We start from the raw sequence: 15,780 nt of genomic DNA, 5'->3' as shown, positions 1-15,780 counted from the left end.
CAGAAAGCCCATCTTTAGTATCTTCTTTTATACGTCCAAATGGATAAAAATAATCCAAGAATAAAGGTAACAGATAAGCTGAACCAAGCTATTATATCATCGACCTGTATGAACGCGCTTCCTTCATTGGGAGATAAAAGAAACGGAACAATCAACGGATTCCATTCACTTTTGTACGTGAAATTCAAAAATATGACGGTACAAGTTACGAGCACGACCACCAGAAAACTTTTCCACCGTATGACGAAAAAAGAAATGAACGGTATTAGCATCGCATGCATTACACACATTTTAGCAAACACCTGAATCTGGTCTACCCAGATATCCAGCGTTAAGGGTCGATCGGTAATCAACATCCCTAATAACGCAGACAAAATCAGCACAGAAAATAAAGAAACCACTATATATCCATATATTACCAGTAGTTTATTGACATAAAATTTCGTTCGGGCTACAGGACTCGTAAACATAAATAGATGCGTATCTTCCTGGTACTCTCTCGCGAAAATATGACCGGTTAATATGAAGTAGCTGATAAATCCGGTCGCAATGTTGATGAAGCCGACAATCTCCTGAAAATAATAGTTCCACCCAGAATGATCAATCGAATACTGGGGAAAGATAGCGTCCAAAATAAAAAATAACAGCGTAACAGCCAGTAATATAATATAGCTCAGCACAAAAGCTTTAGAACCCTTGAGTTTAATGAGCTCCGCTCTAATCACGCCGCTCACCCTCCCTTGAGATGAGCGCCAAAAAGTAATCCTCCAGCGTCTGCTTTGAGGTGTGTATTTCATAGACCGAAAAATGGTGATCCATTAACTCTTTGTTTAACGCCGCTGTATTCTCGATAGGGTTATAGATTCTTAAATGTTGCTTGGATTTCACATCACATTGAGTCTGCTTCATACGCTCTTGCAGAAACGTACGAACCGCCTCCGCATCGTCTACCTTTACATCCGTATATTGCTCAAAGCTTTCCTCCAACCGGTTCAAACGATCTTCAGCCAACAGTTTTCCATTATGTATGATTCCGATGTGTGTCGCTAACTGTTGAATTTCGCTCAGGATGTGGCTGGAGATGAGAATCGTTTTCCCTTCTTCCTCACATAGCCGCTTCAGTAATTGACGAATTTCCTTGATCCCTGACGGGTCCAGTCCGTTCGTAGGCTCGTCCAATATGAGCAGCTCCGGATCATGGACAAGCGCCCTCGCAATCCCTAATCTTTGCTTCATTCCTAAGGAAAAATCAATAAACTTCTTCTTGCCGGTATGCTCCAATCCCACGGTAGAGAGCGTACGTTCAATTCTTCCCTCATCTTTCACCCCCATGTACGTGCAGCATATCCTCAGGTTATCCCTTGCGCTGAGGTTTCCGTAAAAGCCAGGCGTTTCAATAATGGTGCCTATTCTGGAAAAGATAGACGGGTAGTTCTTCTCCAGCCGCTCCCCAAATAAGAAAACCTCTCCGCTTGTAGGCTCCATGAGTCTCATCAGCATTCTGATTGTGGTTGTTTTTCCGGCCCCGTTCTCGCCGAGAAAACCGTAAATGCTCCCCCGCTCCACGTGCAAGGATATGTCGTATACAGCGGTAAAGAGACCAAAATTTTTTCGGAGTGCTTTAGTTTCGACTATATATTCCATTTTCAAACCTCCTAAGCATGAAATATTACTATTATACATTTTTTTGTAGTTACAGCAACATACACGATGACATAGGTTTGTATATAACACGTAAAGAGAGATCAATAAAATGTCCTAACCAGATACAAGTACTTTTTGAGCAATCTGTAAGTTGCTTCGTATAAACAAGTGAATGATAACTTTGAAGTTCTCCTTCCTAGTATGGTTTTGTATAACTAAAAAATGTACATTATTATATATTTTACAAATTGCTAAAGCGGCTGTAGACTTTCTTATTCAACAGTCGGGAGAAATGGAGCAATTAAATATCACTTTTTTTGGCGGGGAACCCTTGTTAAATTTCCCTCTAATGCAAGAGACTGTACACTACGTTAATAAACAATCTCAAATTCATCATAAGAAATTTTCTTTTTCTATAACCACTAACGGTACACTCATCACTCCTAAAATCAAAAGCTTTTTTTACAAACATCATTTTGGTGTGCAAACCAGCATTGACGGTGATGAAAAAACACATAATTTTAATCGTTTTTTCAAAGGTGGACAAGGGTCTTATGATTTACTATTAAAACGTACAAAAGAAATGAGAAATGATCATAAAATAGGTGCAAGAGGTACAGTAACACCTGTAGAGCTTGATCTTCATAAGTCTTTTGACCATTTAGTAAAACTGGGTTTTAGAAAAATATATTTGTCCCCAGCGCTTTATTCCTTATCGGACGAGCACTATGATATTTTATCAAAAGAGATGGTTAAGCTGGTAGAAAGATTCCAAGAATTATTAGAAAATGAAGACTATGCTACAGCCAAAAAAATGTCCAATGTCCTTGGTATGCTAAGTAAAATCCATTCCGGCGGTCCTAGAATTCACTTTTGTGGCGCAGGTACGAATGCTGTCGCTGTTGATGTTAGAGGGAATTTGTTCCCTTGCCATCGGTTTGTAGGCGAGGACGAATGCTCCATCGGCAACCTGTTTGATGAGGATAAATTGAGCAGACAATATGATTTTATAGAAAATTCAACGATAAGAAATAGAACAACCTGTTCAAATTGTTGGGCAAAAAACCTCTGTGGCGGAGGATGTCACCAGGAGAATTTTTCAGAGAATGGAAATATCAATCAACCTGTCGGTAAACTCTGCAAAGTAACCCAAAAATTCATTACTTCTACTATAAATTTATACCTTCAACTTACCCAAGAACAAAGAAACATCCTTTTTGGTCAATAATTTATAATTCGGCATTGTACTCCCATCTACTTCTTATGTAATACAGCAATGCCGATACAGTTATACCCTGGCTCCTAATTCCCAATTACGGAGGACATACTTATGATACAATTAATAAAAGGATATATTAAACCTCTATTGCCACTTCAAATTACCGCACTCTGCATAATTATCATAAATATATTGTTTATGATATACCAACCCATTTTAATGCAGAGATTGATAGATTCTTATAATGCTAAAGCACTTTCTGCTAAGGAAATAAGTTATTTTGGTATTCTTTTTTTATCCTTACTGATCGGAGGGGGATTGACAGCGGCACTTAGAGATTCACTTATTTTTAGAATTCGAAATTTGTTGCAATTTCGATTAAGAAATGATATTTATAATCAAAATCTTAGTCTACGAATCCATCAGCCTTCCGGTAAGATTATTTCTTTAATCTATAATGATGTCGAGGCGTTCACAGGATTGCTAAACCAAGCATTTATAGCTATGTTTACCGATTGTTTGACGATTATCGGAACCGTAATTGTCCTCTATTTTATGGATTGGAAGTTGGCAACGATATCCTTGTTTTTTATACCCATTTACTTTTTCTTATACTACAATTCCAAAAAGAAAGTGTATCAGTTAAATATAAATTACAAAAAACAGTACGAAAATGTAATGGAAATACTACAATTAGGTTTAAAGCAAAAGTGGACCTCGGTTAGATTTAACCGCCAAAGGTATAGTAGTGCCTTATTTTGCAGAGAACAAATCCTTCTGATTCGTATTTTGAAAAAACTTTTTTCTCGTGAACTGCTACTAGGCATAATCAGTAACTTTTTAAGCGGGTTTTTCCCTGTACTTTTACTAATCATTGGCGGCTTCTTATTAATTAAAGGAGAAGTCACCTTAGGCACGCTCGTCGCGTTTAGTACATATATAGTCAAACTGTTACAACCTGTATCACGCTTATCACAGTTGAACGTAGGTGTTCAATCAGCTATAGCTTCTGCCGGGAGGATTCTTGACTTTTTGAATTTAAAAGATATTTGGAACGGCAATACCATTTTTTCAAATATAGAAAATGCAATACATGTAAAAAACGTGTCGTTTTCTTACAATAATCAAACCTCTGTTCTTGATAATATCTCGTTTGAAATCAAAAAAAATCAAATGTTAGCTATAGTAGGAGGAAGTGGATCTGGTAAAACTACGATTGCAAAACTTTTAACAGGAGAAATTGTTCCAACTAAAGGTGAGATTCTTTATGATAATCATAAATTACACGATTTAAATAAAAGTTCCTTCTATAAAAATATAGCGGTAGTAACACAGGAAGAGTTATTAACAACAGGAACTATATTCGAGAACATCGCTTTTGGGAATAAAAATGCAACATTAAATGAAGTCATTGATATTTCGAAAAAAGTCGGGTTACATGACTATATTTTATCACTTCCCCAGAAATATAATACGTACATCATTTCCGAAAAATACGACCTTTCTGTAGGTCAAAAACAACGTCTTGCTATAGCAAGAGCACTGCTACATAACGCAGAGATACTCATTTTTGATGAGATGACATCTGCTCTTGATGCTGAAACTGAATCCTTGATTCTACACCTTTTAAATGAACTTAAGGGTGAACGAACCATTATTATTATTGCTCATAAATTCCAGACTGTAATACATTCGGATCATATCTTAGTTATTCAAAACGGTAAAATTATAGAGCAGGGTAGCCATGCTGATCTAATGTCGTATAATAGCATCTATTCTAGCTCATATATTAAGCAAAAGGATTTCCTACAAAATGAGGTATATGAGCACTCATATAAATAATGGAACGACTGAATAGTTCAAATCCTCTCGCATAAGCTACTGAGTTTTCGTTACCTGCGAACAGGACCATAATAAATAAACCCTTTAAAACAAAACAACGTAGGGTTACTTAAGCCTCAGTAGCCACGTTGATATTGTTCAGGAATGGAAGGCTCGCCGCGTAGCGCAATCGCTGCATGAGTAGCCCAATACGGGTCACGTAGCAAACCGCGTCTCCGCGACCAGATCGGCATTTTCGCTGCCGCTGACAGACTGAGCCAAAGCCGGGTCCCCCAGCGACAAATGGTCATTATGCCGATATATCACAGCATGTGCGAATGAGGCCGACCAAGCAGGTACAATTACAAAAAATCAAGCACAAGAAGCGAATCGTTCAGAGCGACGCTTCTTTTTTTGTTTTGATGCGTGTTTTTTCGGTTTTTTATAGAAGATGTCACAAACAACCACAGGGCATTCGTTAAACAGAATGATGACGGACACACAAGGAGGTGATCCTATGGAACGCTTTGGTCCCCGGGGCCAATGACTATACAGAACATGTAGAATCCGTCGTAGAACGCGTCAAAGCTGGCGATCAACAGGCATATGCCATCATCATACGTACTTTTGAAAAGCAGATATATACGTATTGCTATTACATCCTGAAAAATCGCGAGGAAGCGGAGGACGCGGTACAGGACATTTTTATCAAGGTATATCAGACGATAGGGAAATATCGGCAGCAGGGGGTTTCTTTTTCAGGTTGGCTTTATAAAGTCGCGTATTATCACTGCTTGGATCAAATCAGGAAAAAAAGCCGCTGGTATCAATTCATATCGACCCAAAAGGAGCAGCAGCTGCATTTTGATGATTACCACCATCAATCCGATAATGAACGCGAAGTCGATGAACTTTTGTTGAAACTGCATTCGGAAGAAAGGAACCTTGTGCTGTTGAAGGTTGTGGAACAGTACAGCTTTGAGGAGATTGGGCAAATTATGGACTGTAAGCCTGCGACTTTGCGAAAGAAGTATGAACGGCTGCGCAAGAAGCTGATTCAACAAAAAATGAAAAAGGGAGGGCTAACGAATGAACGCATGGTCAGATCCAACTGAACACGAGCAAATGGAGCAAGTCCGCCGTACCGTTAAAAACAAGAAGATGCCTCAGGTTAGCTATGCGGATGACATTATGAAGAGGCTGGGAGAAATGAATATGGTGAGCAGGAAATTAACTCACAAAAAAGGCACGTGGACTAAAAAAATAGCTATCGGTGTATCTGCTGCAGCCGTGTTGGGAGGGGTGGTATTGGGAAGCGGTTTTGTGTCCCCAGCCATGGCTGAAGCATTAAAAAATATCCCGCTGCTCGGAAGTGTACTCCAATATAATTTTGACAGCAGCTTGCAGCTAGCCAGTAAATCAGGACTGACGACGGCACCCAATTTGAGTGTAACCCGCGATGGAGTGACCTTGAACATCAAAGAGGTTATGTTTGACGGAACACGACTGGTGTTCATGATTGAACGCCAAGGGGTAGAAGATGAGAAGATTATGTCTCCTTATTTACCCGAGGATACCGTGAGTGTCGAGGGGAATACCTTGGAGAAGGTACCCGTGGACAAGCAAAAAAAGGGGTATTTGTTTACACCTAACGTTTTTATTCAAGGTCAAAGGCTGGTATACGGTATGTTTACAAGCGCTGTTGGAAAAAGGGAAGACGGCAAGCTAATCAGCAATATGGCTATGTATGAAGTCACTAAAGGACTGTCGGAGAAAAATCTTCCCGATGAATTTGATATGACGGTAAAAGTGGATGTAAGCGGCTTTCAGGAGCCCTTTGAATTCCAGGTGCCAGTGAAAAATTTGTCTAAAAGCAAAATTTTGCTTAAGCCTGATAAGACACAGAGCAGCGGAACGTTTAGCTACACGGTGAAGCAGATTGAGCTGACTCCAGTGACCACCCGCCTTATTGTGGACAGCAAGGGCCAAGTGCCAAGCAATGCGGAGCAATCAGGTGATTTAAGTGCGACCAAAATGTATTACGACATTGTGGATCAGGACGGAAATCAGCTGGAGCAGCACATGTTAGGCCTATTCCATCGCAGTCCCGATCTTGAATACCATGAAGATGAAGCATACAGCCCATTTGCAAAAGCACCGACCTCCATTACGATCAAGCCGTACACCATGACGGTTAAGAAGGACTGGTCAGTTATCGAGGATCAAGAGGGGAAAATGCTTAAAACCTATCATAAGGATTTGGAAATGACAATCCCAGTCCCAGCTCAACCCTAATCTAGAGCAATCCATGCCCGGATCTTTATTGACAAATGGTAAATCTATTCATGAAAAGAGCTTGATAATCATTATCATTCTTGTTAGAATATCATAAGAAAGAAGGAACCCGGGCAGGGGCTCCTTCATTGTAAAATTATAGTTTGGGCTTGGAAACAAGGGTTTATTTTGCTTCAAAGGTTTTGCAGTCCGTTTCTTCGGACTTGTGAGTGTCGGCAGGTCTGTTGCTTACGATATAAATGGAGCTTGCGCTACATTTATTGTCTTGGGCCCAGTACGTACAGGAGTTAACCTCACACAGAACGTCTTTTGCCATTGTTGTTCACCTCCTTATATGGATGTGATGGGCTAAGCAAATATAATCACGGTCAGGCAAGGTAGGACTTGTCCAACTGTAGTTACCCTCTTAAGAAGAGGGTTTTTGCTATGCGTACTTGTACAATATCAAATGAAATTTAAAATTGCAATCTTTGCTAAAAAACAAAAGCTGTCCTTCGTGCAGAGTAGAGTACTACTGCCGAAGAACAGTTTTTTTGTTTTGCCAATGTAATCAACGGTATTCAAAAGAGTTAGCGAACGTGAGGAATATTGACGATGGGATCAATATCAGCCTCGTAGTCTACACCTTCGAATTCAAAGCCAAACAGTCGGAAGAATTCGCGGCGATATCCTTCGAGATCAGACAGCTCATAAATATTGCTTGTCGTGAGCTCGTCCCAAATTTTCGCAACCTCTACCTGCACATCTTCACGCAGCTCCCAGTCATCAATACGAATACGCCCCTCTTCATCCACAGGAGTTTCAGGTGCATACAGACGCTCGGCGAACAGGCGGTAGCATTGTTCAATGCACCCTTCATGCAGGCCTCTTTCCTTCATCACCTTGTACAAAGCGGAAATATACAGAGGAACGACAGGGATGGCAGAGCTGGATTGGGTAACCAGTCCTTTGGTGACTGCGACAAAGGCGCGTCCGCCTGTAGCTTTCAGTTGATCATTCAATTGACGGGCTGTCGCCTCCAGGTGATCCTTTGCACTTCCGATACTGCCTTCTCTATAAATGGCCTGCGTAATATCTGAACCAATATACGAAAAAGAGAAGGTGGTTGCAGTATCGGCCAATACACCGCCTTCACGCAAGGCGTCAATCCACAACTTCCAGTCCTCACCGCCCATGACCTCTACAGTTGCTTGCACTTCTTCTTCCGTTGCGGGTTCCAGTGTAACGCTACTGACTTCTCCGGTGTGGAAGTTGACGGTTTTATTTGTATAGGGTTTCCCAATAGGCTTGAGCACGGAATTAAACGTTTCACCTGTACGGGGATTCGTACGGCGGGCAGAAGCGACACTGTAAATCACCAGATCGACTTGTCCAAGCTCTTCGCGAATCACTTCCACTGTTTTGGCTTTGACTTCATCCGAAAAGGCATCACCTGTTACGCTCAAGGATGTAAGCCCTGCTTCCTGAGCAGCCTTTTCAAATGCAGCAGAATTGTACCAGCCTGCCGACGCTGTACGTGTGGCTGTAGCATTGCTAGGGCGATATACACCGATTGTATTGGCCTTCGCTCCGAATGCGGCAGTAATACGAGAAGCCAACCCATACCCAGCAGATGCCCCAATGACAAGCACGTTATGAGGACCCTGAATAGCAGGACGGGTCTGCACATAGTCAATTTGCTCCTGAACATGTTGGGCGCAGCCCACCGGATGAGCAGTGGTACAGATAAAGCCACGTGTTCTTGGTTTGATAATCATGTTATTGTATTTCCTCTCTTCTTGTAGCAATCTTCACCCTTACTATTTTAACTTTTAACAATTTTTTTTCAAACGTGGATTTCTGAGAGTGTGTTTTCACTGAAAAGAGTACCCCCGAGCAGGGTGGCAAGTGCCTAAGAGCCTGCATATGATGCTGTAACGATAAATACGAGAAGGGAGAGAGCTGCTTGAAGAACAAGAGCCGTAAAACCACCAGAAACAAAAAGCCGCTCTATAGTGTAATTGACCCGGATATGAATGAGTTAAGCATGATACAGCGCTTGAAGCCACAGCCTGCGGAGAGGGAGACAGAAGCAAGACTTCATCAAGTTGCTTTTCCGCCTCCCCCAATAGCAGAGGAGTTGGAGGAGCAGGCTATTGTCGAACCTGAAGTTGATGTTGTGCAGGAGACTGAGGTTGAAGATGACAATGAAAATGAATTCGAAGAAGAGACTCAGCTCTCAATGGAGGAAGCCAACGAGCCAGAGCCTCAGCCTGATCCCATTGATGTTGAGGAAATTTTGAACAACAAGAAGGCGCCCCATGTAAACAATGCTTTCATTTATACAGATGATTTGAGCGATTTCGCTGTGACTGGTGAAAAGATTGCTCCTGCTTCCATCGACTCCAGCAAGCTGAAACAAGAGAGCATCCAAACGGAATATCTGGCGGATTATGCCGTTCAAACGATTAAAATAGCCGACGGTGCAGTAACTTCTTCGAAAATTGCTCCTGATTCTATTACGGTAGAGCATTTGTCGGATGCATCGGTGGCAGGCAGCAAATTGCAGGATCGCTCCATTGGCGGCGAGAAGCTTCGGGATGGCAGCATCACCCCGGAAAAGCTGGCCGATAAGATTATCAGCGGTGATCATATTGCAAATGGCTCCATTGAGAGCCGTCATTTCAAGCACTGGATTGTGTCTCAAGACATGCTTCAAGATCAGGCGGTTACCTCTGATAAAATTCGCAGCGGTACAATTCAATCGAACAATCTGGCTAATGAAGCCATCGACAGCTCCAAGCTCGGAGAGCAGTCTGTAACCACTTCCAAACTGCGGGACGGTGCTGTGGATGGTTCTAAAATTCAGGCTGGCAGCATTGAGAGCGCACACCTGACCGATCATGCCATTCATGCCCGGCATCTGGCCCCTGGCTCAATCAACCGCCAGCAGCTTGCAGGCGGAATTGTGGGCAAGGAACAGCTGGAGGAAGGTTCCGTTAGTGGACGTCATCTGGAGCATGAGGCGGTCACCGGGGAGCATATACAGACAGAAGCGATTGAAAGAAGACATCTCAGTCCCGGTGCTATTGGAGAAGAGCAGATTGGTACAGGTGAAGTGACAGCTCGGCATCTCGCAGACCGGAGTATTCAGTCCAATAAGCTGGCGGATCAGTCGGTAGGCTCACTGCAAATCGTCGATCAGTCTGTGACTTCCTCCAAGATATCGGATCAGAGCATTTTGCCGCACAAAATTGCTGATGAAGCCGTACTTACCAGACATATTGCTGCGTCAGCTATTAAAGGTCCTCAGCTTGCTCCGGAGGCGGTCTCTTCATTACACCTTAAGTCTGAAATTATTCGTAAGCATCATATCGTAGCCGAAGCAGTGACGGAGCAACATTTGCAATCAGGGGCAGTAACGAGCGAGAAAATAGGAAAGGGTGCAGTACTGGATCACCATGTGGCGAAACAGGCTATCAAGGAAAACCATATTGCCCCGAGCTCTATTAAGTCAGACAAAATCGCTGAAGAGGCGGTGACGGAGACTAAAATAGGTACAGGGGCGGTCACTGGAAATAAAATTGCGTCCCAAGCCATTTCACACGTACACATTGCAACCGGAGAGATTCGTGAAAATCACCTTGCCAGCAACAGTGTGGGTGGCAAGGCCTTGCAGGCTCAATCGGTCGACTCGACACATCTGGCTCGCAGCTCCGTGCTAAGCGAACATCTTGGAGAGGGCAGTGTAGGAACCTCGGCCTTGCAGGGACAGTCTGTTACCGCAGATATTTTAGGTGAAGGGGCGGTTCAAACCGGGCATCTGGCGAGTGGAGCAGTGTACTCCCACCATTTGCAGGATCATGCTGTCACTTCGCTGAAACTATCGCCGGAAAGTGTGGCTACAGACAAAATTAATGATTTGGCGATCACGGCTCCCAAATTAGCAGAAGGCAGTGTAACTTCCTCCAAGCTGTCAGCTCGTTCTGTGCAGCCGTGGCACATTACGGATAAAGCCGTGCAGAGTAACCATCTGGCTGTGGAAGCGGTGGAGGCGAATCATCTCGCTCCGGAATCCGTCACCTCCGACCATCTGAAATCTGCATCGGTTCAGACCAAACATCTCGCCCCGGATAGCGTATCCGGTCATGCACTTCAAGCGGAAAGCGTCACCTCTGAGAAGTTAGCGGCTCGGGCTGTGCAGGCTTCCAATCTGGCGGAAAATAGCGTGGGCCCTGGTCATCTGACTGCACAGTCCGTACACACCCGGCATTTGGTAGCAGGAGCCGTAGAGGAAACCACACTGGCCCAGAATGCTGTAAAATCTGCACATCTTGCACCGGAATCCATCCGATCAGAGCACTTGCAAAACGGGGCTATTCAGGGAAAGCATATTGCATTGCAGGCTATAGCGACTCCAGCCCTACAGGATGAAGCGGTCACCTCTGCCAAACTAGCGGAGGAAAGCGTAACCTCTACCAAGTTGTCCGCCCATTCCGTACAGTCCGGGCATATTGCGGACGAAGCTGTACAAAGCAACCATCTGGTTGTGGCGGCTGTGGATTCGACACATTTGGCTGCCGGAGCAGTGACCTCGGTTCATTTACAGGCTTCCTCAGTGCTTACGAGACATCTGGCCCAGGATAGTGTGTCCGGTCGTGCGCTCCAGGCGGAAAGCATCACTTCGGAAAAGCTGGCGGCACGCTCCGTGCAAGCAACCAATCTAGCGGAAGACAGCATCGGCCCTTCACATCTGTCCTCGCAGGCCGTACACCCCCGGCATTTGGCGCCTGGAGCAGTACAGGACAGAGCGCTGGCAGAAGGGGCTGTAAGATCCGCGCATATCGCGCCGGAATCCATTCAATCAGAGCACTTGCAAAACGGGGTCATTCAGGGAGAGCATATTGCATTGCAGGCTATAGCGACTCCAGCCTTAGAGGATGAAGCGGTCACCTCTGCCAAACTAGCGGAGGAAAGCGTAACCTCCACCAAGCTGTCTGCCCATTCGGTGCAATCCGGGCATATTGTGGACGAAGCTGTACAAAGCAACCACCTGGCTGTGGCGGCTGTGGATTCGGCACATTTGGCTGCCGGAGCAGTGACCTCGGTTCATTTACAGGCTTCCTCAGTGCTTGCGAGACATCTGGCCCAGGATAGTGTGTCCGGTCGTGCGCTCCAGGCGGAAAGCATCACCTCGGAAAAGCTGGCGGCACACTCGGTACAAGCGACGAATCTCGCGGAAGGCAGCGTCGGCCCTTCACATTTGACGGAGCAAGTCGTACACCCCCGGCATTTGGCAGCAGGAGCGGTACAGGACAGAGCGCTGGCAGAAGGGGCTGTGAAGGCCGTGCATATTGCATCGGAGGCCATCCAGCCGCACCATCTGCGCCTCGGAACCATCCAGGGCGTGCATATCGCATCAGAGACGATATCGACCCATGCATTGCAAGATGAATCTGTTACGTCTGATAAACTGGCGGAGGAAAGTGTAACCTCTACCAAGCTGTCTGCCCAATCGGTGCAATCCGGGCATATTGCAGATGAAGCCATACAAAGCCGTCACCTGACTGTGGCGGCTGTAGATTCGGCCCATTTGGCTGCCGAAGCAATTACCTCGGCCCATCTACAGGCTTCCTCGGTGCTTACAAAACATCTTGCCCCGGACAGTGTGTCCGGTCGTGCGCTCCAAGCGGAAAGCATCACCTCGGAAAAACTGGCGGCACGCTCAGTGCAAGCGACGAATCTCGCGGAAGGCAGCGTCGGTCCTTCACATTTGACGGAGCATGCCGTACACACCCGGCATTTGGCAGCAGGAGCGGTACAGGACATAGCGCTGGCAGAAGGGGCTGTGAAGGCCGTGCATATTGCAGCAGAAGCCATCCAGCCGCACCATCTGCACATCGGAACCATCCAGGGCGTGCATATTGCATCAGAGACGATACCGACCCAAGCATTGCAAGATGAGTCTGTTACGTCTGACAAACTGGCGGACGAGAGCGTGACAGCGGCCAAAATATCTCCCTATTCAGTCCAGCCGTGGCACATTATCGACGAAGCTGTGCAAGGGAATCATGTGGCAGAAGAGGCCATTCAGTCGAGCCATTTGGCCCCGGAATCGGTCACCTCTGCTCATTTGCAGCCTTCAGCCGTGATGAGCCGGCATATTGCTCCGGAGAGTATATCGGATCACGCGCTCCAGGCAGGAAGCGTGAACGCTGAGAAGCTTGCACTCCGTGCGGTGCGTGCTTCGCATCTAGCGGAAGCTAGTGTAAGCTCCGTGCATCTGACGGAGCATGCCGTACACCCTCAGCATCTGGCCGAGGGGGCAGTACAGGAATCTGCGCTGGCAGAGGGCGCGGTGCAGTCCAAACATATCGCACCGGAATCCGTCCAGTCGGAGCATCTGCAGGCAGGGGCCATTCAGCAGCAGCATGTAGGCTGGCAGGTGGTATCGGAGGATGCCCTGCAGGAGGGAGCGGTTGCGTCCAGCAAGATCGCGAATGAAGCGATACAGTCCTGGCATGTGGCTAAGGAATCCATTGAAGAACAACACATGGCCCCGGACAGTGTGTCCGGTCGTGCGCTCCAAGCGGAAAGCATCACCTCGGAAAAACTGGCGGCACGCTCAGTGCAAGCGACGAATCTCGCGGAAGGCAGCGTCGGCCCTTCACATTTGACGGAGCATGCCGTACACACCCGGCATTTGGCAGCAGGAGCGGTACAGGACAGAGCGCTGGCAGAAGGGGCTGTGAAGGCCGTGCATATTGCAGCAGAAGCCATCCAGCCGCACCATCTGCACACCGGAACCATCCAGGGCGTGCATATCGCATCAGAGACGATATCGACCCATGCATTGCAAGATGAGTCTGTTACGTCCGACAAACTGGCGGACGAGAGCGTGACAGCGACCAAAATATCTCCTTATTCCGTCCAGCCGTGGCACATTATCGACGAAGCTGTGCAAGGGAATCATGTAGCAGAAGAGGCCATTCAGTCGAGCCATTTGGCCCCGGAATCCGTCACCTCTGCCCATTTGCAGCCTTCAGCCGTGATGACCCGGCATATTGCACCGGGGAGTGTATCAGTTCACGCGCTCCAGACAGGAAGCGTGAACACTGAGAAGCTTGCGCTTCGGGCGGTGCGTGCTTCGAATCTGGCGGAAGCTAGTGTATGCTCCGTACATCTGACGGAGCACGCCGTACACCCTCAGCATCTGGCCGAGGGGGCGGTACAGGAATCTGCGCTGGCAGAGGGCGTGGTGCAGTCCAAACATATCGCACCGGAATCCGTCCAGTCGGAGCATCTGCAGGCAGGGGCCATCCAGCAGCAGCATGTAGGCTGGCAGGTGGTATCGGAGGATGCCTTGCAGGAAGGAGCGGTTGCGTCCAGCAAAATCGCGAATGGAGCGATACAGTCCTGGCATGTGGCTGATGAGTCCATTGAAGGCCAGCACATTGGGCAAGAAGTCATTGATACGCATCACCTGAAGCCGGGGGCGGTGACACTGGCTCAGCTATCCACAGATATTCACCTCTCGGGGCTTTTGCCGGAGGAGGGTATCAGCGGCGATAGACTCCAGCCAGACAGCGTATCTCGTAGCCATCTGAAAGCTCAGGCCGTCGACAGTGAGGTGCTGAGCCCAGAAGCTGTAGGATCGGAGCATCTGCAGGCCGCAGCGGTACAAAGCCATCACCTGGCAGAGCAGAGCATCGAAGGGCATCATCTGGTGGAAGGCTCCATAGGCTCGCGTGAGCTGGAGCTAAACGCAGTGAAGCCGGAGCATCTGAGTATTACTCCTGTTCGTACTTGCGCGAATCAGCCCGCATTGCAGCAGTTCGGCAGAGCGCCGTTTCTTCTAAAGGGTAGTGAAGGAGAGACGGAGGTTACGATTGTATTCGAGGAGCCTTTTGTGAACCCGGACTATACGCTTGTAGCTATGACCAACCATCCTCTTTTTCATGCGACACTAAAATCACAGACGCCGAGTGGTGCGGTGATTGTCGTAACCAAGTGGAACGAAACCTCGCATAACTACGGCATTGTTTCCTGGATTGCCATCGGTTAGTGAAGGCGATGATTGTGTAACATTTATAGCGTGCAGCTTGTGTTTTCCGGATACAGAGCTGTACGCTTTTTCATATACTTTTCACACATTTACTCCACAATTATCCCGAATTCTCCTGATAATCTAAAGATACTTTAAAGGAGAGGTGATTCAATCATGAAAAAATGGACTAAAAATGCAGCAGCCGTATTAACCGTAGTAAGCGTATTGGGAGGAGCAAGCAGCGCATTCGCCGCTACAGCAACAACGACTCCAGCCACAGCTGCACCAGCTACCAAAGCTCCTGCCGTTACAGCACCAGCTACCAAAACCCCGGCAAAAGCGCCTGTGGTGAAAGCACCCGTTAAAAAAGCTGTGACAGCACATAAAGCAACAACAAAAGCGAAAAAAGCTCCTGCCAAAAAAGCAGTTGCCAAAAAAGTGGCGAGCCACAAAGTAAAAGCGAAGCACCATAAAGTTAAGCATCATGCCGTTAAACATAAAGCAAAAGCGCACAAAACTCGTGCACATCATGTTGTAGCTAAAAAAGCAGCTCACAAAGTAGTTCACAAAGCTCCGGCTAAAAAAGTTGTACCTGCAAAAACAGCTCCAAAAACAGCAGTGAAAACAGCTCCGAAAGCAGCAGCTAAAGTTGTAACAACAACCAAAAAATAAGGTTGAAGTGCAGTCAGTTTTCAGTTCGCCTGGCATATACAGCAGCGATTCATGATAAGAAAAGACGGGACCGGGAACGGTATACCCGTCTTTTGTCTATTTT

Annotated in this window: 10 protein-coding genes and 1 pseudogene; 6 read left to right on the top strand and 5 right to left on the bottom strand. The window is 46.3% G+C overall.

The annotated features are described in order from the left end of the window. Window positions 1-14: 14 nt before the first annotated feature. Both GCU48_RS03410 and GCU48_RS03405 read right to left on the bottom strand, forming a co-directional pair. Window positions 15-725: an ABC transporter permease gene (locus tag GCU48_RS03410; RefSeq protein WP_152379055.1), complete on the bottom strand. Its 711-nt coding sequence runs from the start codon at window positions 723-725 to the stop codon at window positions 15-17. Continuing rightward, a complete protein-coding gene (locus GCU48_RS03405; RefSeq protein WP_152379054.1) occupies window positions 718-1,644 on the bottom strand; it encodes an ABC transporter ATP-binding protein in 927 nt (308 codons plus the stop codon). Before GCU48_RS03405 ends, GCU48_RS03410 begins: the two co-directional genes overlap by 8 nt. 292 nt (window positions 1,645-1,936) lie before the next feature. Here GCU48_RS03405 and papB point away from each other — a divergent pair, with 292 nt between their 5' ends. Both papB and GCU48_RS03395 read left to right on the top strand, forming a co-directional pair. After that, a complete protein-coding gene (papB, locus tag GCU48_RS03400; protein ID WP_244316063.1) occupies window positions 1,937-2,872 on the top strand; it encodes a PapB family radical SAM/SPASM ranthipeptide maturase in 936 nt (311 codons plus the stop codon). Window positions 2,873-2,974: 102 nt separating this feature from the next. After that, window positions 2,975-4,705, top strand: coding sequence for an ABC transporter ATP-binding protein (locus GCU48_RS03395; RefSeq protein ID WP_152379053.1), 1,731 nt, complete (start codon window positions 2,975-2,977; stop codon window positions 4,703-4,705). A 116-nt stretch (window positions 4,706-4,821) separates the two neighbouring features. Here the strand turns inward: GCU48_RS03395 and GCU48_RS03390 are convergent. Then, a pseudogene (locus GCU48_RS03390) lies at window positions 4,822-4,984 on the bottom strand (NADPH dehydrogenase); the annotation flags it as partial. A gap of 209 nt (window positions 4,985-5,193) precedes the next feature. Between GCU48_RS03390 and GCU48_RS03380 the strand changes: the two are divergent. Together GCU48_RS03380 and GCU48_RS03375 are read left to right on the top strand one after the other, a co-directional pair. After that, complete coding sequence (locus tag GCU48_RS03380) at window positions 5,194-5,799, top strand: RNA polymerase sigma factor (protein ID WP_370881017.1); 606 nt, start codon at window positions 5,194-5,196, stop codon at window positions 5,797-5,799. Beyond that, window positions 5,774-6,979 (top strand): DUF4179 domain-containing protein, encoded by a 1,206-nt coding sequence (locus tag GCU48_RS03375; protein ID WP_152379052.1) that lies wholly within the window; start codon window positions 5,774-5,776, stop codon window positions 6,977-6,979. The genes GCU48_RS03380 and GCU48_RS03375 overlap by 26 nt, the downstream gene beginning before the upstream one ends. 163 nt (window positions 6,980-7,142) lie before the next feature. Here GCU48_RS03375 and GCU48_RS03370 read toward each other — a convergent pair whose 3' ends face one another. Together GCU48_RS03370 and fabV are read right to left on the bottom strand one after the other, a co-directional pair. Further along, a complete protein-coding gene (locus tag GCU48_RS03370; RefSeq protein ID WP_081752092.1) occupies window positions 7,143-7,295 on the bottom strand; it encodes a DUF1540 domain-containing protein in 153 nt (50 codons plus the stop codon). 253 nt (window positions 7,296-7,548) lie between these two features. Continuing rightward, a complete protein-coding gene (gene fabV, locus GCU48_RS03365) occupies window positions 7,549-8,736 on the bottom strand; it encodes an enoyl-ACP reductase FabV (RefSeq protein ID WP_152379051.1) in 1,188 nt (395 codons plus the stop codon). Between the two features lie 188 nt (window positions 8,737-8,924). Here fabV and GCU48_RS03360 point away from each other — a divergent pair, with 188 nt between their 5' ends. Together GCU48_RS03360 and GCU48_RS03355 are read left to right on the top strand one after the other, a co-directional pair. Then, window positions 8,925-15,023 carry a WIAG-tail domain gene (locus tag GCU48_RS03360; RefSeq protein WP_152379050.1) on the top strand — a complete coding sequence of 2,033 codons (6,099 nt, stop codon included), beginning with the start codon at window positions 8,925-8,927 and terminating at the stop codon, window positions 15,021-15,023. Window positions 15,024-15,179: 156 nt separating this feature from the next. After that, a complete protein-coding gene (locus GCU48_RS03355; protein WP_025720607.1) occupies window positions 15,180-15,677 on the top strand; it encodes a hypothetical protein in 498 nt (165 codons plus the stop codon). Window positions 15,678-15,780: the final 103 nt, after the last annotated feature.

The sequence above is a fragment of the Paenibacillus brasilensis genome, from assembly GCF_009363115.1.
Lineage (GTDB): Bacteria > Bacillota > Bacilli > Paenibacillales > Paenibacillaceae > Paenibacillus > Paenibacillus brasilensis.
The sequence above is the reverse complement of the archived record's forward strand: the minus strand, read 5'-3'. Positions and strand labels throughout refer to the sequence as shown.

Coding starts and splice junctions, on each gene's coding strand:
- GCU48_RS03405 (WP_152379054.1), bottom strand. CDS start 1,644: ATGGAATATATAGTCGAAACTAAAGCACTCCGAAAAAATTTTGGTCTC.
- papB (WP_244316063.1), top strand. CDS start 1,937: ATGGAGCAATTAAATATCACTTTTTTTGGCGGGGAACCCTTGTTAAAT.
- GCU48_RS03395 (WP_152379053.1), top strand. CDS start 2,975: ATGATACAATTAATAAAAGGATATATTAAACCTCTATTGCCACTTCAA.
- GCU48_RS03375 (WP_152379052.1), top strand. CDS start 5,774: ATGAACGCATGGTCAGATCCAACTGAACACGAGCAAATGGAGCAAGTC.
- GCU48_RS03370 (WP_081752092.1), bottom strand. CDS start 7,295: ATGGCAAAAGACGTTCTGTGTGAGGTTAACTCCTGTACGTACTGGGCC.
- fabV (WP_152379051.1), bottom strand. CDS start 8,736: ATGATTATCAAACCAAGAACACGTGGCTTTATCTGTACCACTGCTCAT.
- GCU48_RS03355 (WP_025720607.1), top strand. CDS start 15,180: ATGAAAAAATGGACTAAAAATGCAGCAGCCGTATTAACCGTAGTAAGC.